This window comes from Actinomyces sp. oral taxon 170 str. F0386, from assembly GCF_000195595.1.
GTDB lineage: Bacteria > Actinomycetota > Actinomycetes > Actinomycetales > Actinomycetaceae > Actinomyces.
This window is the reverse complement of record NZ_GL882573.1, coordinates 240,139-259,569: the sequence shown is the minus strand read 5'-3', so window position 1 is coordinate 259,569 and position 19,431 is coordinate 240,139. Positions and strand designations below refer to the sequence as shown.

General features: G+C 69.6%; 17 protein-coding genes. 4 read left to right on the top strand and 13 right to left on the bottom strand.

Annotation, left to right across the window (positions count from 1 at the left end; genetic code table 11):
- Together folB and folP are read right to left on the bottom strand one after the other, a co-directional pair.
- On the bottom strand, positions 1-514 hold a 514-nt coding region (folB, locus tag HMPREF9056_RS12640; protein ID WP_087942280.1), incomplete at its 3' end, for a dihydroneopterin aldolase.
- A complete protein-coding gene (gene folP, locus HMPREF9056_RS12635; protein ID WP_009747149.1) occupies positions 511-1,386 on the bottom strand; it encodes a dihydropteroate synthase in 876 nt (291 codons plus the stop codon). The genes folB and folP, both read right to left, overlap by 4 nt.
- 488 nt (positions 1,387-1,874) lie before the next feature.
- Here folP and HMPREF9056_RS12630 point away from each other — a divergent pair, with 488 nt between their 5' ends.
- Together HMPREF9056_RS12630 and HMPREF9056_RS12625 are read left to right on the top strand one after the other, a co-directional pair.
- The gene (locus tag HMPREF9056_RS12630) at positions 1,875-2,654 is read left to right on the top strand and encodes an ABC transporter ATP-binding protein (protein ID WP_009747148.1); all 780 of its coding nucleotides are present in this window, start codon (positions 1,875-1,877) and stop codon (positions 2,652-2,654) included.
- Positions 2,654-5,140: an FtsX-like permease family protein gene (locus HMPREF9056_RS12625; RefSeq protein ID WP_009747147.1), complete on the top strand. Its 2,487-nt coding sequence runs from the start codon at positions 2,654-2,656 to the stop codon at positions 5,138-5,140. The genes HMPREF9056_RS12630 and HMPREF9056_RS12625 overlap by 1 nt, the downstream gene beginning before the upstream one ends.
- Positions 5,141-5,184: 44 nt before the next feature.
- On the opposite strand, the gene HMPREF9056_RS12620 is transcribed toward HMPREF9056_RS12625, so the two are convergent.
- Positions 5,185-5,859 (bottom strand): response regulator transcription factor, encoded by a 675-nt coding sequence (locus tag HMPREF9056_RS12620; protein ID WP_009747146.1) that lies wholly within the window; start codon positions 5,857-5,859, stop codon positions 5,185-5,187.
- A 44-nt stretch (positions 5,860-5,903) separates the two neighbouring features.
- Between HMPREF9056_RS12620 and HMPREF9056_RS12615 the strand changes: the two genes are divergently transcribed.
- The gene (locus HMPREF9056_RS12615; protein ID WP_034514556.1) at positions 5,904-7,085 is read left to right on the top strand and encodes a sensor histidine kinase; all 1,182 of its coding nucleotides are present in this window, start codon (positions 5,904-5,906) and stop codon (positions 7,083-7,085) included.
- Between the two features lie 382 nt (positions 7,086-7,467).
- On the opposite strand, the gene HMPREF9056_RS12610 is transcribed toward HMPREF9056_RS12615, so the two are convergent.
- From HMPREF9056_RS12610 to dacB, 9 genes are all read right to left on the bottom strand, one after another.
- Complete coding sequence (locus tag HMPREF9056_RS12610; RefSeq protein WP_009747143.1) at positions 7,468-7,791, bottom strand: multidrug efflux SMR transporter; 324 nt, start codon at positions 7,789-7,791, stop codon at positions 7,468-7,470.
- Positions 7,788-8,141: a multidrug efflux SMR transporter gene (locus HMPREF9056_RS12605; RefSeq protein WP_009747142.1), complete on the bottom strand. Its 354-nt coding sequence runs from the start codon at positions 8,139-8,141 to the stop codon at positions 7,788-7,790. Before HMPREF9056_RS12605 ends, HMPREF9056_RS12610 begins: the two co-directional genes overlap by 4 nt.
- A gap of 116 nt (positions 8,142-8,257) precedes the next feature.
- The gene (locus HMPREF9056_RS12600) at positions 8,258-8,668 is read right to left on the bottom strand and encodes a YvaD family protein (RefSeq protein ID WP_034514555.1); all 411 of its coding nucleotides are present in this window, start codon (positions 8,666-8,668) and stop codon (positions 8,258-8,260) included.
- A gap of 49 nt (positions 8,669-8,717) precedes the next feature.
- Positions 8,718-9,290, bottom strand: coding sequence for a GTP cyclohydrolase I FolE (gene folE, locus HMPREF9056_RS12595; protein ID WP_009747140.1), 573 nt, complete (start codon positions 9,288-9,290; stop codon positions 8,718-8,720).
- A 50-nt stretch (positions 9,291-9,340) separates the two neighbouring features.
- A complete protein-coding gene (gene ftsH, locus HMPREF9056_RS12590; protein WP_009747139.1) occupies positions 9,341-11,419 on the bottom strand; it encodes an ATP-dependent zinc metalloprotease FtsH in 2,079 nt (692 codons plus the stop codon).
- A 593-nt stretch (positions 11,420-12,012) separates the two neighbouring features.
- Entirely contained in the window at positions 12,013-13,323 is a 1,311-nt protein-coding gene (locus tag HMPREF9056_RS12585) for a hypothetical protein (RefSeq protein ID WP_034514554.1), read from the bottom strand.
- A gap of 216 nt (positions 13,324-13,539) precedes the next feature.
- On the bottom strand, positions 13,540-14,094 hold the full coding sequence (hpt, locus tag HMPREF9056_RS12580; RefSeq protein ID WP_034514553.1) for a hypoxanthine phosphoribosyltransferase: 555 nt from the start codon (positions 14,092-14,094) through the stop codon (positions 13,540-13,542).
- Between the two features lie 115 nt (positions 14,095-14,209).
- Positions 14,210-15,403, bottom strand: a complete 1,194-nt coding sequence (locus tag HMPREF9056_RS12575; protein ID WP_157185092.1) for a zinc-dependent metalloprotease — start codon at positions 15,401-15,403, stop codon at positions 14,210-14,212.
- A 65-nt stretch (positions 15,404-15,468) separates the two neighbouring features.
- Entirely contained in the window at positions 15,469-16,881 is a 1,413-nt protein-coding gene (gene dacB, locus HMPREF9056_RS12570; RefSeq protein ID WP_009747134.1) for a D-alanyl-D-alanine carboxypeptidase/D-alanyl-D-alanine-endopeptidase, read from the bottom strand.
- Positions 16,882-17,119: 238 nt separating this feature from the next.
- On the opposite strand from dacB, the gene HMPREF9056_RS12565 reads away from it, so the two are divergent.
- Positions 17,120-17,620, top strand: coding sequence for an inorganic diphosphatase (locus HMPREF9056_RS12565; protein WP_009747133.1), 501 nt, complete (start codon positions 17,120-17,122; stop codon positions 17,618-17,620).
- A 90-nt stretch (positions 17,621-17,710) separates the two neighbouring features.
- On the opposite strand, the gene HMPREF9056_RS12560 is transcribed toward HMPREF9056_RS12565, so the two are convergent.
- Positions 17,711-19,102: an NlpC/P60 family protein gene (locus HMPREF9056_RS12560; RefSeq protein WP_157185091.1), complete on the bottom strand. Its 1,392-nt coding sequence runs from the start codon at positions 19,100-19,102 to the stop codon at positions 17,711-17,713.
- Positions 19,103-19,431: the final 329 nt, after the last annotated feature.

The following is a 19,431-nucleotide window of genomic DNA, read 5'->3' as shown; positions in this document are numbered from 1 at the left end:
CCACCGGGGAGGCCGAGGACGAGGGCGTCCCGAAGGGCTGGGCGGAGACCGCGACCGGCTCCTCGCCCTGGGCCGCCCAGGCGGCCTGGCTGGTGGCGGGAGACCCTCCGTGGCCCGCGGCGGCGTCGGCCACCCGGTGGATGGTCACCGAGACGTCCTCGAAGGCGACGTCGAGGGGCGCCTCGGGCTTGTGCACGGTGACCTCGGCGGCCACGACACGGGGGAAGGACAGGACCCGCTCAGCGATCCGGTCCGCCAGGGACTCGATGAGGTTGACCGGCTCACCCTCGATGATGCTCACGATGCCGTTGGCCACGCGGGAGTAGTCGACGGCGTCGGTCACCGAGTCGGTGACGGCGGCCACGGCGGTGCCCCGCTGCCCCAGGTCGAGGACGACGTCGACCGTGAAGAGCTGGCCCTCCTCTCGTTCGAAGGGCAGGACGCCGTGGTGGCCACGGGCGGACAGGCCGACGAGGCTGATCCGGTCGGTGGTCGCGGAGACGGTGGTGCTCACTGGTGTTCCTTCCAGAGGGAGGCGGTGCGGACGGCGGCCCGGTTGACCGGGACCTCGTGGACTCTGACGGCCCAGGCGCCTGCGGCGGCGGCCAGGGCGGTGGTGGCGGCGGTGACGGCGTCGCGCTGGACGGGGGTGGCCTCGGCCTCAGCGGCCAGGGCGAGGAAGCGCTTGCGGGAGGAGCCGACCAGGAGGGGATGCCCCAGGTCCTCCACGAGCCGGGCGGTGGCGGCCAGCAGCTCCCAGGACTGGGCGTGGGTCTTGGCGAAGCCGAGTCCGGGGTCCAGGACCACCTGGGTGCGGTCGACCCCGGCGGCGTCGAGCTCGGCCAGGCGCTCGCGCAGCTCGGCCTCCACCCCGGCGACGACGCCGCCCGGGTAGTCGGTGAGCCGGTCCATGGTCTCGGGGTCGCCGCGCCAGTGCTGGCAGACGTAGACGACGCCGGTGCGGGCGATGAGGCCGTGCATGGCGGGGTCGGCCAGGCCGCCGGAGACGTCGTTGATGATGTGGGCACCGGCCTCGATGACGGCCTCTGCGGTGGCGGCGTGGATGGTGTCCACCGAGATGATCGCACTGCCGCCGCCCTCACTGGTGTCGGCGAGGAGCGCGCGCACCACCGGCAGAACGCGGGAGATCTCGGTGTCGACGTCGACCCTCTGGGCGCCGGGGCGGGTGGACTCCCCACCGATGTCGATGATGTCGGCGCCCTGGTTGATGAGCTCGCGGGCGTGGGCGACGGCGGCCTCGGGGGCGGCCCAGCGGCCGCCGTCGGAGAAGGAGTCGGGTGTGACGTTGAGGACGCCCATGAGGAGCGTCCGGTCGCGGGGCACGAACCCCGGCAGGGGGGCCGGGGCGGCGGGAAGAATCGTCACAGGGTCAGGCTAACGGTTGGTCCGGCGCTGCGGGAGGACCGAAACATCTTCAGCCCGCCGCAAACTGAGAGCCGGGACACGATCCGTCCGGGTCGAGGAGGCCGGCATCAACCAAGAATTCATAGACGACACGGAGCCGTGTCGTCTATGAATTCTTGGTCGAAGTGAGTGGGCCGATGGGCTCTACGGCCACGGTACGACTGAGAGGTCAACCCTCACCCAAAAGGTGGAGAGGCCGGCCGCAGTCCGTCCCTTCGACGCATTCCGGCTCAATGGCGCCGTTTCTAGGCTTTTTCACGTCACCAGGGCAGTTCCGGGCACCGCATGACTCAAGCGATCGGCTCTGCCCACCAGACGAGCCAGCCACCGAGAAGGGTCATGAGATGACACACCCACCCCAGCCGCAGGCCTTCGGCCACACTGTCAATCCCACACCGGTCCCCCAGGGAGCGCCGACGGCGCCTGCCACTCCTGCTGCGACCGCCCCGATGCGCGTCGTCGAGGCCCGCGGCCTGACCAAGGTCTACGGCGAGGGCGAGGCGCGGGTCGTCGCCCTGGATTCGGCGAGCCTCATGGTGGGACGCGGCGAGTTCGTGGCCATCATGGGCCCCTCCGGCTCGGGCAAGTCCACTCTTCTGCACTGCCTGGCCGGCCTGGACACCCCCACCTCCGGGAACGCCCTCATCGCCGGCCAGGACCTGTCCGGCATGAAAGACAAGCAGCTCACCGCCGTGCGCCGCGATCGCCTCGGCTTCATCTTCCAGTCCTTCAACCTGCTGCCCACCCTGACCGCCGAGGAGAACATCCTCCTGCCTCAGCGCCTGGCCCACCGCAGGCCCCAGCAGGACTGGTACGACGCCGTCATCTCCACCCTGGGCATCGGTGACCGCCTGTCCCACAGGCCCAACGAGCTCTCTGGCGGCCAGCAGCAGCGCGTGGCCGTGGCCCGCGCCCTCGTGGGCCGCCCCGAGGTCGTCTTCGCCGATGAGCCCACCGGTGCCCTGGACACCGCCTCGGCCGCCTCCCTGCTGGCGACGCTGGCCACCATGTGCGAACGCCTGGGCCAGACGGTCGTCATGGTCACCCACGACGAGCAGGCCGCGGCCACCACCAACCGCATCATCCGCCTGCGCGACGGACGCATCACCGGGGTCGAGACCGTGCGCCGTCCGGCCGGCACCCGTGTGGCCGGGCCCGGCGCACGCCACTCAAACGAGGCCACTGGCCCTGCGGCTGCCGGCACCGCGCCCCGGATGGAGGCCCGCTGATGCCCTCGCTGCTCGACATCCGACGCACCGCCGCAGCGCTCATAGCTGTAGCCATGAGCGCCGCCCTCATCGCCTTCGCCTTCATCATCTCCGACTCAGCCCGCACCCAGATGCAGACCGGCGCGCGCCTGTCCGTGGGGGACGCGAGCGTCGTCGTCCAGAAGCCCGTCAAGCGCCAGACCTCCGGGGGCGAGCTGGATGACGCCCTCCTCAAGCAGGTCGCCGCCCTCGACGGGGTCGCCTCCGTGCGGGGCCGCCACTGGGACGTCCTCATCCTCGACCTGCCCAAGCAGCTGCGCAATGCCGTCAACATCTCCGTCAGCGCGCAGGACGTTCCGACCCTCAGCCAGTTCACCACCCTGAGCAGCGGCCGCCTGCCTACCGCCACCGGTGAGGTCGCCATCAGCACAACGCTGGCCGAGCAGCAGGGCCTCAGCGTCGGCAACACGATCCGCCTCACCACGAACGACGCCGATGACAACGCCGACGCTCCGCACAGCGCACCCACGGTCGTCGGCATCGTCTCCCCCGGTCCCGACACCGAGCTGGAGGGACTCGGAGCGGTCTACGCCACCACCGACCAGCTCCAGGCGATGGGCGCCAACACCAGCTACTACCAGCTCTACGTCGCCGCGAAGCCGGGAACCGACACCGCCGCCTTGACGGCCGCGGTGGAGCAGACGGTTCACGCCGTCCAGCCCCACGCTCTGGTTCAGGACAGGGAGGCCGTCATCTCCCAGCGCTCCCAGAACCAGCAGGGCGGCACGATGTTCGCCGGCATCCTCAACGTCCTGGCACCGGTGTGCGCGATGGTCGCCATCATCGTCATCGCCACCACCTTCAGCACCCTCGTGGCGCGCCAGACGCGCACGGTCGGGCTCATGCGCTGCATCGGCACAACCCGCCGTCAGGTAATGCTCGCCGTCCTGCGCACCGGGCTCATCACCGGCTTGCTCGGTTCCGTCCTGGGCACGACCGCGGGAACCGGGATCGCCGCCGCCGTCATCTCCTCGGGGCACTTCGCGGACCTCAAGGCCGATCAGCTGACCATCTCACCGGCGTCGCTGGCCCTGACCATCGCCCTAGGCACGCTGGTCACCCTCATCGCCGTCCTGCGCCCAGCCCGCAAGGCCACCCGCATCTCCCCACTCGTGGCTCTCACCGGGCAGGTGGCCAGCGTCAAGCAGGCCGGACGCGCCAGGAGGTGGACGGCCGCCGCCGGGGTCGTCGTCGCCGGCGCCGGCGCGGCCGTGATCACCCTCGGCATTCAGGTCTCCGACATTTACGTCACCGCCGGTGGCAGCGCCATCGTCGTCCTCGGCGCGGTCCTCGGTCTGCCGGCTCTGGTGACCGCCATCATCGGCCTCATCGGCCGAGTCAGCAGCGGCACGCGGCTGCCGGTGCTGCACCTGGCCACGCGCAACCTGGCCCGCAACTCCGGCCGGTCCGCCGCGGCCGCCGCCACGCTCTTCGTCTGCGTCCTGGTGGGCTCGGGGCTCTTCGTGGGCCTGTCCTCCCTGAACGCCTCCTTCGAGAGCATCCTCGGCCACAGCTCCCGCGTGGACGCCAGGATCTTCGGGGTCACGCCGCAGACCGATACCGCGCACCTGACGAAGCAGGTCAAGGCAGTCGACGGCGTCAAGGACGTCACCTACGTCCCGACGCTCGAGCTGATTCAGGTTGTTGACGGACAGACCAAGAAAACCGTCGTCGACGTCATCGACACCAGCGCCGTCGCTCCCTTCGTGCGCACGACGAGCGGTCTGGAGGACCTCGATGACGGCACCCTCATCGTGGGCGGCATCTACGGAATCCCGGATGGTTCCAAGGTGACCCTGACTGGCACCGCCGGGAGCGTCGAGCTGACGGCCCGCGTCCGCGAGGGCTGGGGCGCCGTGATCACCCCGGCGACGGCGCAGCGCCTCAACGGGGACGCCCCCACCAACACCACCATGTGGGTGCGCTCCACCGGCAGCACCATGACACCGGCCACCGAGCACGCCCTCCATGTCGCGGTCCGGGGCCAGGAGCTCATGGTGACGGGGAGCGCCGCCGGCGTCGAGGTGATGTCGGCCCAGATCATGAAGGTGGCCCTCATCGTCTGCCTGGTTCTGGGCGCCGCCCTGGTCATCGCCCTGTCCGGGCTGGCCAACACCACGGACGTCTCGGTCCTGGAGCGGGTTCGCGAGATCGGGGTGCTGCGCGCCACCGGCAGCTCGCGTCAGGAGATCCGCCGCCTCATCGTCACCGAGGGGGTCCTCGTGGCGGCCGTGGGAGGGGGCCTGGGGCTCCTCGTCGGGACGGCGCTGGGTGTCTCCGAAACGCTCGCGATGGCCAAGTCCGCCGAGGGCATGACGGTGCACATCCCCTCCCTCGTGCTGATCGGCATATTCGCCGCGACGCTGGCCGTGGGCCTGGCGGCCTCAGTGCGCCCAGCCGGCCGAGCCGCCTCGGTGCCGCCGGTCAGGGCCCTGTCCGAGGAGTGAGGAGACGGGTGTTGAGGGCTGCTCCAGTGCCCGGGGCGGAGGGCTCAGGCCCCCTGGGTCTTGTGGACGGCGACGACGAGCTTGAGTCGGGACGGGACGTCGTACTTCTTCATGAGGTGGGAGACGTGGGTCTTGACCGTGGACTCGGCGATGACGAGCTGCTCGGCGATCTCGGCATTGGAGTAGCCCTCGCACAGGAGGGTCAGGACCGCCTGCTCTGCCTCAGTGACGTCGGGGGCCTGGGCCGTCTGCGGGGGCCGCAGGTGGCGGGTGACGAGCCGGGAGGTGGCGGCCGGGGAGATCGTGGTCCCGCCGGCGCTGGCGGCGATGACAGCGCGAATGATCTCCTCGGGCGAGGCGTCCTTGAGCAGGAAGCCGTTGGCGTGCTGGGCGAGCGCAGCCACCATCGCCTCGTCGTCGTCGAAGGAGGTCAGCACGACCACGGCCGTACGGGGCCACTGCCGGCGCACTCGGGTGAGCAGCTCCAGACCGTCCATCTCAGGCATGCGCACGTCCGTGAGCAGGACGTCCACGCGAATCTTGTGGAGGAAGGCCAGAGCGTCGGCGGCGCGCGAGAAGGTGCTGGCCACCTCGATGCGCTCGTCCGAGCTCAGGTAGGCCCGCAGCGCGTGCAGGACGAAGGGGTCGTCGTCGACGATGGCGACGCGCAGGACCTGCGAGGCGGTAGTGGGGCCATCAGTAACGTCGGGGACCGTCATGGGAGAATATTATCCGGATCGGTTCTGGGGAAGGTGGCGAGACGGTGCCCGCTGTTGTGGCAGACCTGATGCAGCCCACGCGGTACACGACGTGGCGGCCGTCCTGGCGGCTGCACCTGGCGCACATGGTCATGGCGTTCGGGGTCACCTTCGTCTCGATCGCAATGACCTGGCCCCTGTCCGACATTACGGTCCTCTTCGGGATCGCCGGGGGCCTGGCGCTAGCACTGTGCAGCCGTTTTCCGTGGCCCGGGGCCGCACTGGGCGCCGCGGTGACCTGGGCGGGCACCGTGGTGTTGACCGACGTTCCCCTCTCCCCGGGCATCATTCCCTGGCTGTGCACGGCGATCCTCGTGGCCCGAGGCTTCTCGCGCATGTCCGCCTACAGCCTGGTGGTCTTCTCGCTGGTGATCATGATCGCCGACATCCAGTGGGGCGGAGCGAGCACGAGCTGGTTCTCACTGCTGCAGCTGTCGCTCCTTATCGGGGGCGGGGCAATCACTCTGGCCGAACTCATCCGCAGCCCGCGCGACCAGGCCGAGCGCTCCTTGCACACCTACCGCGAGAGCATGGAGCGCCAGCGCCTCCTGGTGGTCACCGAGCTGCACGACACCGTGGTGCGCGATCTGACCCACGCGGTCATGACGGCCGAGCAGGCCCGGCTCGCGCACCCCGAGGACACCGCGTTGGCGCCCGAGCTCGACGCGATGACGGCGGCGGTGCGCGCGGCGGTGGAGCAGATGCGCCACGCGCTGCGCGCCATGAGCGACATCCGTGGAGGCGAGCGGCTGGACATCGAGGCGACCTCCGCGCCGCGCCCCCTGGAGGCGATCATCGCTGATACCGCGACCGCCCTGGGGCAGCGGGGGGCGAGGCTGGAGGTGGAGGGTCTGGAGCTGCTCGGGATGCCGACGATCCCGCCGGGCGTGCGACTCCAGCTGCTGCGGGTGCTGGGCGAGCTGGTGACGAACATGTCCAAGTACACGGCCCCGCAGGGGCGGGCCCGCCTGGTCATCGAGTCCGACGGGCGGTCCCTGGAGGCGATGGCGAGCAATGACATTGGCGCGCCGGGAACGGTCGGGCCGACGTATGGCGCCTTCTCCTCGGGCCTGGGCCTGGAGGGGGCGCGGCGCCGGGTGGAGTCCCTGGGCGGCAGCCTGAGCGTGAGCCAGGGCGAGGGCCGCTGGACCACGATCCTCAGCGTTCCCTTCCAAGCGGTCCCCTGAGCCCGCGCCCGTCGGCGCAGTCACCGTTTCCGGCGGGGACATTCCGCTCGGCCGGGTGCAGGTGATCCCGGCCGGGGATATATCACGCGTGCGGGGACAGCGATCCCGTCCCCGGACGCGCGGGTTGCACCCAACGATGTCGAATCTCCCCGACCAGGAGAGCCTTCTGTCCACGCCACGTACCTCAGGGGCCGCCCGGCCAGTCCGCCCGCGGCGGGAGCGAGCCGATCGTGTCCAAATCGGTGACAAAGGCTCGGAACGGACGCACACTGACGAAAGAAAACCGCACGATTCCGCGATTCATATTGACGGTCAAGGAGTGCTGGCGGTCCTTTGTCACCGATTTGGACACTCTGACCCGTGATCGCCTCCAGCAGCGCCGTCAGTGCGCACTGCCGATCTCGACGAGGAGCACTCCGGCCATGATGAGCGCGATCCCGGCCACCATGGTGCGGGTCAGCGGCTCACCGAAGAGAAGCCTTGAGGCAATCGCCGTCACGGCCACTCCCCCGGCCGACCAGATCCCGTAGGCGACGCCGAGCGGCAGTCCCACTTTGAGGGTCGCAGTGAGCATGGCGAAGGCCGCCAGGTAGCCGGTTATGACGACGCCGTACCACCGCAGCCCTCTACCGTCGGAGGCGAGCTTGAGTGACAGTGTTCCAGTCACCTCGGAGGCGATGGCCGCCACGAGGTAGATCCCGCTCATGAGGCATCACCGTCCTTGTGCTGCGCCTCTGCGCGCTGCGCCCCGATCTCAACCAGGAGCACCCCGGACATGATGAGCGCGATACCGACGGCGACGGGCATCGTCACCGACTCCCTGAAGAGAATCATCGACAGCACGGCGGTCAGCGCCACTCCTAAGGCGCCCCAGAGCCCGTATGCGACGCCGAGCGGCATACCCACTTTGAGCGTCAACGATAGAAGGATGAAGGCCAACGCGTACCCGATCCCGACGACGGCGTAGAAGCCCGGCTGGTACAACGCCTGGCGTAGAGCGAGGGTCGCCGAGACCTCGGAGATGATGGCGCCACTGAGCGCCAGCCACGCGCACACGCCACGACTCGTCGATCGCAGGCAGTCCCTCAGCGCGCCGTGCGCCGTTAGGACTGCGGGCGCGCTTCGGCGGCACGCACTCCCCCACGTCGACGGGCACAGCGCGTCCTTGACCGTCACGAGTGGTTCTCCGCGGTCTCAAGCCGCCGGCAGACCATGGAGCCGAGGGCGAGTGCCGGGATGACCATGAGCAGGGCGTTGGGCCCCCACCACAGTGGGTCGAAGTCGCGGTAGAAGGACCAGAAGGAGATCGCCATGAACCCGGCGCAGAAGGTCAGCATGAGCCCGACCGTCAGCACCAGGTCACCGATCCTGCTGCCCACGCGCGTCAGGTAGGCACCGAGGAAGACAGTCAGGGCGGCGGCGACATCGAGTGGGAAGAAGGACCAGTTCCAGGCCTGGATCACCTGGTTGGAGTAGTCCTTGAACCGCAGGTGCTCGGGAATGAGGTTGAGGAAGACGGCCGTCCAGTAGAGCAGCAGCCCGGCATCGACCGCTACCAGCAGCCTCTTGTACAAGGGACTCACTCGACCACTATTTCACCGACACTCTCCGGTGTCGAGACCTCACGAGCCCTCAGGACCGCCGGCCCAGGACCAGGCTCATGGCCTCGGAGCGGGTGGCCGCGTTGCGCATGATGCCGCGCACGGCGGAGGTGACCGTGTTGGAGCCGGGCTTGCGCACGCCCCGCATGGACATGCACAGGTGCTCGGCCTCGACGACCACCAGCACGCCCCGGCACTCCAGGCGCTCGACGAGGGCATCGGCGATCTGCCGGGTGAGCCGCTCCTGGACCTGGGGGCGCCGGGCGTAGCCGTCCACGAGGCGCGCCACCTTGGACAGGCCGGTGACTCGGCCGTCGGCGCCGGGGATGTAGCCCACGTGCGCCGCCCCGTGGAAGGGCAGGAGGTGGTGCTCGCACACTGAGTACATGGGGATGTCGCGCACGAGGACCATCTCCTCGTGCCCGACGTCGAAGACCCTCTCGACGTGCTCAGCCGGGTCCTGCCCGAGGCCGGCGAACATCTCGGCGTAGGCTCGCGCCATGCGCTCGGGAGTGTCGCGCAGCCCGTCGCGGTCGGGGTCCTCCCCGATGGCGACGAGCAGGTCACGCACCGCACGGCGCACGCCCTCGGCGTCGTAGCTCATGGTCGGCCTCTGTCTCTCTGCGCCTGCCGGGCCCACCGGCCCGGGATGGCTCACTGGTGGTGGTTCCAGAAGTCGTTCCCACTGTGGCCGGCTTCGGACTCGCCGTCGGTGGAGGCAACGGTGGCGGGGGAAACCTCGACGGCAGGCAGCATCTCGTCGCTGCGCCACAGGGGCCGCTCGGGCTGCTTGACGACATCGGCGAAGATCCGCTCGAGGTCCTTCTCCAGGAGCGTCTCGCGGGTGAGGAGCTCCTCAGCCAGCTCGTCGAGCACGGCGCGGTTGCGGGTGAGGATCTCCCAGGCCTCGCGGTGGGCGGTGTCCAGCAGAGAGCGGACCTCGGCGTCGACGGTGGCAGCGACCTGCTCGGAGAAGTCGCGGTTGGTGGCGTTGAGCCCCAGGACCGTCTCGTTCTCGGTGGTGCCGAGCTTGACGGCGCCGACCGCGCTGGTCATGCCGTAGTCGGTGACCATCTTGCGGGCCGTGGAGGTGGCCTTCTCGATGTCGTTGGAGGCGCCGGTGGTGGGGTCGCGGAAGATGATCTCCTCCGCGGCCCGCCCGCCCATGGCGTAGACGAGCTGGTCGAGCAGCTCGTTGCGGGTGGTGGAGTACTTGTCGTCCTGGGGCATGACCTGCGTGTACCCCAGGGCGCGCCCGCGCGGCAGGATCGTCACCTTGGTGACCGGGTCGGAGTAGGCGCCGGCGGCCGCGCACAGGGCATGGCCGGCCTCGTGGTAGGCGGTGACGCGCTTCTCGTGGTCGCGCATGACGCGGGTGCGCTTCTGCGGGCCGGCGATGACGCGGTCGATGGCCTCGTCCAGGGCCCGGTTGTCGATGAGCTGGGCGTTGGAGCGGGCGGTGAGCAGGGCGGCCTCGTTGAGGACGTTGGCCAGGTCCGCGCCGGTGAAGCCGGGGGTGCGCTTGGCCACGAGGTCGAGGTCGACGTCGTCGGTCAAGGGCTTGCCCTTGGCATGGACCTTGAGGATGGCGGCGCGCCCGGCCATGTCGGGGGCCTCGACGCTGACCTGCCGGTCGAAGCGGCCGGGGCGCAGAAGGGCCGGGTCCAGGACGTCGGGGCGGTTGGTGGCGGCGATGAGGATGACGTTGGTGTTGGCATCGAAGCCGTCCATCTCGACGAGGAGCTGGTTGAGGGTCTGCTCGCGCTCGTCGTGCCCACCACCGGTGCCCGAGCCGCGGTGACGGCCGACGGCGTCGATCTCGTCGACGAAGATGATGGCGGGGGCGTTCTCCTTGGCCTGGTCGAACAGATCGCGCACGCGCGAGGCGCCGACGCCGACGAACATCTCGACGAACTCGGAGGCGGCCATGGAGAAGAAGGGCACGCCAGCCTCACCGGCGACGGCCTTGGCCAGAAGGGTCTTACCGGTTCCGGGCGGGCCGTAGAGGAGGACACCCTTGGGGATCTTGGCGCCGACGGCGCGGAACTTCTCCGGCTCGGAGAGGAACTCGCGGATCTCCTCGAGCTCCTCGACTGCCTCGTCCTCGCCGGCGACATCGTCGAATGTGACGTCGGGCATCTCCTTGGAGCCGACCTTCGCCTTGGAGCGGCCGAAGCCCATGGCGCCGCCGCGTCCGCCGCCCATACGGCTCAGCAGCCACCACATGAAGCCGCCCAGCAGGACAGCGGGCACGAGCAGCTGGATGAGTGAGGACCACCAGGTGGTGGTGGGCACCACGGAGTTGTAGCCGTCCTTGGGGGCGGCCGCCTGGACGAGGCGGTCGACCTGCTCGGCCTGGGCGTCGGTGAAGGCGAACTCCACCTTCTTGCCCAGCGGACGCGCCTCGGATCCCTTCTTCTTGGGCTGGACGTAGGTGGAACTCAGGTCCAGCTCGACGCGCTGGGTGCCGTCAATGACGGTGATCGACTCGATCGTGTCCGCCTTGTCGCGCAGGAGGGCCAGGCCGTCGGAGGTGTCGATGGTGCGGTAGCCGAACATCGAGGAGAAGACGGCCCAGCCGAGGATGACGACCAGGAGGAAGGGCACCAACCACAGGAACGGGTTGCCCAGTGAGTCGCGGAGCTTGCGGTCGCGCTTACTGCGATCGTCCTTTCCGGCCTTGCCCGGCTTCTCCGAGTCCTTGCGGCCGGGCTTACGCCCAGAATCTTTCATCTGCGGTAGGTCCCTTCAACATGCTGATCCTCAGACGTTATCCGATCGCACGGCAAAGGTCCCATTGCGGTTGCTCACGTTCGCGCCCGGCGTGGCCGGGAAGATCCGGCGTGCGGGTCAGCTGGCGGCCTTCTTCACCCGCGGAGGCACCTTCGGGTTCGAGGACTGAGGCCCAGGGGTCAGTCCGCGGCCTTTATAGTGCGTGCGCGACGACGATGTCTGCCAACTCTGCGAGGTCGCCCCCATAACAGGATTTCTCAGCACACCCCAGCACCAGGCAGTCAGCCCGACCACCAGCCCTTTGAACAGGCCGTCCGAGTCGATCTGAACCGATCCCCGCTCACCACGGGCGCCGTTCTTTTCGACGATACCCAAGGCATCAACCTCAGATGGATTCGTGCGAGGTGACCTCGCACGAATCCAGCGAACATCACACAGCTAAAACTCCTGTACCGCAGGAGCCGGCCAAGCGGGCAGAAAGAAAAGCGGGCGGCACCGAGAAGCTCGGCAGCCACCCGCTCGTCGCCCCCTCACGAGCGGCAGGAAGTCGGTCGACCAGGCCGGGCGGTCCGAGCCGACCCGTGCAACTCGCTTCAGCCGCGGCGCAGGCGCAGGACGATGAGGCCGCAGGACAGCAGGATGGCCGCCACGGACAGCACGCCGATCGCCACACCGGTCACCGGCAGCCACCGATCCCGGGTGCTCTGCGCCGAGGACCGCTCAGCGGCGCGCGTGTGCCCCTTGCTGTCCTGACTGCCGCTGGCACCCACCACAACCTCGTTGTGGTCGTCACCTCCGGTACCGCTCGAGGACTGCGAGCCGGCGCTCGAGCCATCCGGCACCGAGCCGCCATTGGCGGACGACGGAGCGCCCGCAGCCGGAGCCTGCTGAGCTCCCGTCTGAGGCGAGGCCGACGGCGAGGCCTCCGACCCCGGCGTCGCACCTCCACCAGCACCACCGTCGGTGTGCTGCGGATCCGGCGCGGCCGCGCCCCCCTCGGGGGCGGACCACTGCGGGCGAGCCACCAGGGCCACGTCGGCCATCGTCTGCGCGTCAAGGGTCTCCGACTGGACGCCACCGGCCGAGGCCCGGACGACCTTGTTCTCCCCCACGTAGACCCCGACGTCGTAGACGTTCCCGAAGACCGTCGACTGAGCGGGAGCCGAGCCGGCCCCACCCTGCCCTGCGGGCAGAGGGTTAGAGAAGAAGACGATGTCCCCGGGGTTGATGGCACCATTCGCGTTCACCCACAGGCGTCCCTGGGAACTGAACCAGCCCGCCAGGTCGTCCGGCTTCCACGCCCCGCTGAGGTCGTACCCGACGTCGGCCCGGTAACCCACCTGGCTGTTCTGGTCCGCCACGTAGGTGGTGTGCGAATAGTCCCAGCCGGAGAGCACCATGCCCACCAGCGCCGAGGAGGTGATCGGGTAGGGCCCCGAGCCACCGGCGCGGACATTCGCGCCCGACAGCGGCGTGGGACGGGACGGGTCCACGACCAGGGCCCCTCCGGCGTCGGCGAAGGACTGCGCCCGAGCCGCCACATCATTGGCGGCGGCACCGTCCGAGGCCGCGGTCGGGGCGACCGGGAGACCTCGCGGCACGGCCCACTGACCGTCCGCCAGCATGACGGAGACGGCCCCCAGCGCACCGGCGGGGCTCGTGCTCTCCACGGTGTAGGTCAGGCCGCCTCCATCACCCGGCGCCTCATCACCGAGGGTGGTGAGGGTACCGGTGGCGCCACTGACCTGCGCCATCTCAGCAACCGTATTAAAAGTGGTGCCCGCGGCCGGCTCAGCGGCCACCGGAGCCACGAGGGGCGCGCTCAGCGAGGACGCCAGCACCACCGCACCCGCGAGGCCGACCAGCCCCGAGGCGCGTCGACGCACAGCCTTCTTCACCGTCACCAACAGTCCTTCCACATCACCCGCCGGCTATGGGGCATCCGCCGGCGACCTACACTCGTTATCGTAACGTAACGTACACGGCTCCGACCACTCGGAAAAGGAGGCAAGATGCAGGTCACGAGCCTCCCGACAGCCGCCCGGCAACGGCGTTTCGACTGCCCCGCCCCTGATTCTCCCGCTCCGCCCTCAGGTTTTATCAAGGTTGACCTGCGTCAGTCAGCCCCCATAGACCTCGGGTCGCAGAGTACCGATGAATGGCAGGTTGCGGTACCGCTCGTCATAGTCCAGGCCGTAGCCGACGACGAATTCCGTAGGAATGTCGAAGCCGACGTACTTGACGTCCACCTCCACCTTGGCGGCGTCGGGCTTGCGCAAAAGAGTAGCGATCTCCACTGAGGCCGCACCTCGGGAGGACAGGTTGCCCAGCAACCAGGACAGGGTCAGACCGGAGTCGATGATGTCCTCGACGATGAGGATGTCTCGGCCTGTGACGTCGGTGTCCAGGTCCTTGAGGATACGCACCACCCCGGAGGACTTGGTTCCCGAGCCGTAGGAGGACACCGCCATCCAGTCCATCGGCGCGCTCATGTGCAGCCTGCGCGACAGGTCCGCCATGACGTAGACGGCACCTTTGAGCACGCCCACGAGCAGGGGGGCGCGGCCCGCGTAGTCGGCATCGATCTGGGCGGCCATCTCATCGAGACGCTGCCCGATCTGCTCCTCGGTGATGAGTACCTGCTGAAGGTCCGATCCCATATCAGTGGCGTCCATCCGCCCTGCCTTCCTCATGCGTCGTCATGGTTTCACGGAACCACCGGGGCGCGGGGAGGCCGCCGGTCCGCGTCGACGCCATAAGCCTGCCACACACCGGCCCCAGCCCGGCACTTCAACCCACGCGGCGCACCCACACGTCGGGACGGGCGATCTCGGCCGGAGTCGGCAGCAACCCGGGATCACTCCACACAGCATTGAGCCCCTCGTGCCCGATGCGGGCCACGACGCTGCGCACGAAGGCCGCGCCGTCGGCGTACTGGGCCTCCTTGGCCTCCAGTCCCATGAGCCGGTGCAGCAGAAGCGCGCCCAGGCCGGGCCCGGGCCCGATACCGGCGTCGGCGGCACGGCTGCGTGAGAGCACTGCTCGCAGCCTGTGCACCGAGGGCATCCGGTTGGGATGCACATCGTCCAGGACCACCTCGGCGTGTCCCTCCAGGAAGGTGAGCGCGGCCGCAAGGGAGGCGACCTCGGAGCGCTCCTTGAAGTTCGTCAGTCCCTCGAGGACGCGTCCCCGGCCGGCGCGTGCCGCGATGCGCATCGCCCTGCCCCGACGCACCCCGGGGCCGAGCTCCCCCGTGCCCGCGCCGCCGTCGGTGCTACCGCATGTGCCAGGCCCTCCGTAGGCGGCCTCGACGACGGCGCCGATCACCGTCTGCATGGAGTCAGTCAGATAGGTGCCGAGCCAGGGCGCGGCCGCGAGCTGGACGGCGTGCGTCATCTCGTGCAGGCAGACCCAGGCCGGCAGGTCGAGCATGTCCAGGTCCATCTGGCGGCGCATCGCCAGCACGTTGGGGGCCACGAGCAGAAGGTGCGGGGATGCGGAGTCCCCCCAGCCACCGACTCCGGCCCCTTCGACACCGGGCTTCACGTCGCCGGGGCGTTCGCGATCGGCGCGACCGGCACCCACCTCGCTCGGTGCAGCCGGCACCACCTGCCCCAGGAGCCGGGTGGCGAGCACGCTCATCGCTCCGGCCACCTCGGCGGCCCCGACGAGGCGGACGGCCTCCGAGGCCCGCGGAGCGGGTACCTGTTCCATGAGGCCGCGCAGCGCCCGGGTTGAGGCGCGCACCAGCCCGGCCCGGTCGACGACGCTCACGCGTGTGGTCTCGGCGACCTGCTGAGCCGCCCGATTCAGGCCGGTGATCCTGGCGACCCAGGCCGGTGCCTCCTGGGCGGAACGGCGCAGGACCGCCACCGAGCTGGCGCGTGTCGAGCGCGAGGCGCTGGGGCCGGCCGGGATGAGCGCGGTCAGGCGCTCCACCGTCCGCCAGTCGACGAGCCCCGCCGCTGTGCCGTTGGTTGTCACCGCCACGCCTTTCTCACTGAAGTCAACGATCGCGCGTCTTTCACGTGCCCCGCAGGCACGCCGCGTCACGAGCAGCCGCAGGCCGCCAGGGGCGCCACGAAGTGGTTGTCGATCGCGGCGCCGACCGCTGAGCCGCTGTTGGCGGCGAAGCCGTTGGCCAGGATCGAGAAGGCCAGCTGACGCCCGTCGGCCGTGGTGACGACGCCGGCCAGGGACGAGGTCTGATCCAGTGTCCCGGTCTTGGCGCGCACCGTGCCGGCCGCGGAGGTGTCGTGCAGGCGGTTGCCCAGGGTTCCGTCCAGGGCGGCGACGGGCAGGTCGGCGATGAGGGTGCGCCCGGCCGAGCCGCCCTCGTCTCCGGCAGCCTTGGCGAGGATCTGGGTCAGCAGTCTGGCGGGCACCTTGTTGCCCTTGGCCAGCCCGGAGGCGTCCAGGAGCGTCAGCCCGGAGACGTCGAAGCCGTCCTTGCGCAGCCGGGCGGTCACGGCCTTGGAGGCCCCGGCGAAGTCGGCGGTCTCCTTGGCCTGAAGAGCCACGAGCCGCCCCTCCACCTCGGTCATCGTGTTGTTGGAGCTCTTGAGCGACACCGACAGGATGTCGGACAGCGGGGCGGAGGACACCGAGGCCAGCTCCTTGGCCCCGCTGGGCGCGGCCGCGCGCGAGGCATCGCCGTCGACCGTGATGCCGGCCTCACTCAGGTGCTCGGCGAAGATCTTGGCCGCGTGCATCGCCGGATCGTCGGGATGACCTGCCCTCTGCCCGCTGTCGATCTCCTCCTGGGCGGATTCAACGTCCACCATGATCGGCTGGACCTTGGCCACGAACCTCTCATTGCCCTCTTCCCAGTCCCCACTCCACTGGGGGCCGGTGAACAGGGTGTCGTCCAGGCGCAGAGAGACCGACGTCGCCCCCTGCGCCTTGAGCTGCTCCGCGGTGGCGCGGGCGAGGTCGCCCAGGCCCGCGTGGCCGACCGTGGCGGTCGGGTCGCCGGCGTCCTCGGCCAGCAGGACGTCGCCACCACCCACGAGGGTGAGGGTCTGGCCGTCCAGGACGGTCTTGGTCTGGAGTGTGTGGCCCGGCCCCATGGAGGACAGGGCCGCCCAGGCGGTGAGCAGCTTGTTGGTGGAGGCCGGTGTCACCCCGGTGGCGGCATGCTGGTCCAGCAGCTCCTCACCGGTGGCGACGTCGACGACGGAGGCCGTCACGCCTCCGCCGGCCAGGGCGGCGTCGGAGGCCACGGCCTGGACGTATGAGGTCAGCGCCGCCTTGGAGGGCATGGGAGCCCCCGTCTCCAGGCCGGCCGGCGTCGAGGTCTTGGCGCTGGGACCTGCCGGCGTCGGGAAGGGCTGGGGGGCGACGTCGGCATAGGCCACCGTCACCGGGCCGGGTACCAGGTCGAGAGCATCGCCCAAGCCGTAGTAGCCGCCGAAAACCAGCAGGCTCGCCGCCGTCAGGGCTGCTGTCTGGACCTTGCGCATACGTCCTCCGGACTGGGTTGTTGACAGGCTGGGATGGCCTGTATATCAGGTGGGTGGGGCGGCACGCGGGAGGTCGTTCCCGTCAGTGCACCGATGTGCAGAGTACGCGTTTGCTGACCTCAGGCGCTGTCGTGCGCCACACTAGTGCCATCAAGACCCGCCCCGCCGGATCGACGCCGACCGCCAGGCACCGTTCCAGCGCCCAACGAGCTGAAGACACAAGCGAAGGAGGCTCCCCGTGGAGTTCGACGTCACGATTGAGATCCCCAAGGGCAACCGCAACAAGTACGAGATCGACCACGAGACCGGCCGCATCCGCCTGGACCGCATGCTCTTCACTTCTACGCGCTACCCCGATGACTACGGCTTCATCGATGAGACCCTCGGTGAGGACGGCGACCCCCTGGACGCGCTGGTCCTCCTGGAGGAGCCGACCTTCCCCGGCTGCGTCATCCGCTGCCGCGCCCTGGGCATGTTCCGCATGCGCGATGAGAAGGGCGGCGATGACAAGGTCCTGTGCGTGCCCAGCGCCGACCAGCGCGCCTCCTGGCGCACCGATATCGAGGACGTCTCGGAGTTCCACCGCCTGGAGATCCAGCACTTCTTCGAGGTCTACAAGGACCTCGAGCCCGGCAAGTCGGTTGAGGGCGCCCACTGGGTGGGCCGCGAGGAGGCCGAGGAGGAGATCCGCCAGTCCTTCCAGCGCGAGGCCGACCGCGTCGCCCGCGACGGCCACTGACACTGAACCGCCCCGCCCCTGAGCAGGGGTGGGGCGGTTCAGTGTCCCGGCAGGTTCTCCTCGCGACGGGAAGACTGCCGTTGAGAGTGCCTAGAAGCGCACCGCGTAGGGCATGACGCCGGAGTAGCGCATGGAGGTCACGCGCACGGTCATGCCGAAGGTCGGCGCCTCGATCATCTGGTCGTCGCCCAGGTAGATGGCCACATGATAGATGCCGGACTGGCTGCCGTCGGAGGACCAGAAGACCAGGTCGCCGGGCTGGGCCGCATCGAGCGGCACCTGGGTGCCCTGCCCGTACTGCACACGCGAGGAGTGGGTGAGGTAGACCCCGGCGGCCTCGTAGGAGACCATCGTCAACCCGGAGCAGTCCAGGCCCGCGGCCGACTCCCCAGCCCACACGTAGGGGGTGCCGAGGTAGCTCATGGCGGTGCTGATAGCGGTGGAGGCGGCGTTGCCGGAGTACGACGGCGCAGGTGTGGGCTCCGGCTCGGGAGCGGGCGCCGGCGCATAGCCCTCGTCGTCGGAGGCCTCGGGCTCAGGCTGGGAGGTGGTGGCGGGGTCCTGTGCCGGGGCCTGGTAGGTGGGCTCAGGCTGGGGCGCCTGCTCCTGAGGGGCAGGAGAGGTCTCCTGAGGCCGGGCGGCGGCCTCCGCGGCCTGCTTCTGGGCGAGGTCGGCGGCGGCCTTCTGCGAGGCCTCCTTGGCTGCAACCTGGGCGGCCGCCTCCTCGCGGGCCTTGCGCTCGGCCTCGACCTGGTTCTGGTACTGCGTCTCCAGCTCGACAGTGGTGTTGCGCTGAGCGGCCAGCTGGGTGATGAGGTTCTGGCGGTTGGTCTGGGTGGTGCTGACGGCGCTCTGGGCGTCGCGGGCGGCGGCCTCGGCGTCGGACTTGGCGGTCTCGGCGGAGGTTGCGGCACTCTCCTTGTCCCTGACCTTCTGGTCGGCGATGGACTGCATGCTCGCGGCCACCGACTGGAGGGCCTCGACGTTCTGGACCCTGGCGTTGTTGCTCTCGCCGGCGCGGTCCAGGGCGACGTCGGCGTCGGCCAGATCGGCCAGTGACTCGCTGGTCAGGTACGGGGTGAGCGGGTCGAGCGGGTTGCCGCTCTCCTGATAGGTCTGCACGACGATCGAGCCCAGGTCCGAGCGGGCGGCCGCAGTGCTGGAGGCGGCGGTGTCGGCGTTGGTCTGGGCGGTCTGGGCCTCAGTGGTGGCCGTACTGAGGTCGTCGACGGCGGTCAGGTAGTCCTCGTTGGCGACCTGCGCCCTGATCTGGGCCTGCTCCAGGGTGGTGCTCTGCTCGGCGAGCTGAGCCTCCAGGGAGGCGATGGACGTCGAGGTCGAGCGCTCGGAGGCCTTGGAGCGATCGATGTCGCTCTGGTCCACGGGGTCGGCGAGCACTGACGGCGCGAGGGTGCAGGCCAGGGCCACGACTGCGGTGGCGACGACACCGTGTCCGTGTCGTCTCGGGGGGATCGGGCTCACAGGGGTTCTCCGTCGTGATGGGGCTGAACGTGAGGATGTCGCCTCACCCGGGGACCGACGTCGGCCTGGCGTCAGGATCCGTTCCGCGAGATCACGAGGGCGCGGGACGAACGGGGGGACGGAGACGACAGGCGGCGTCGGCCCGGATGTGACGCAACCACATTAGTCGCTTGAACCTCATGAGAAAACAGAACTCACAGTATTCACAATCGTAACTTACGTTGCTGTAGTTCGCGGATCCTGCTTGTGCCGACAGGGGTCCCCGCCCTCGTCATACGGCCGTGACCGGTATGACATCTGGCACAACTGACCGTTCGTGCAGGTCAACG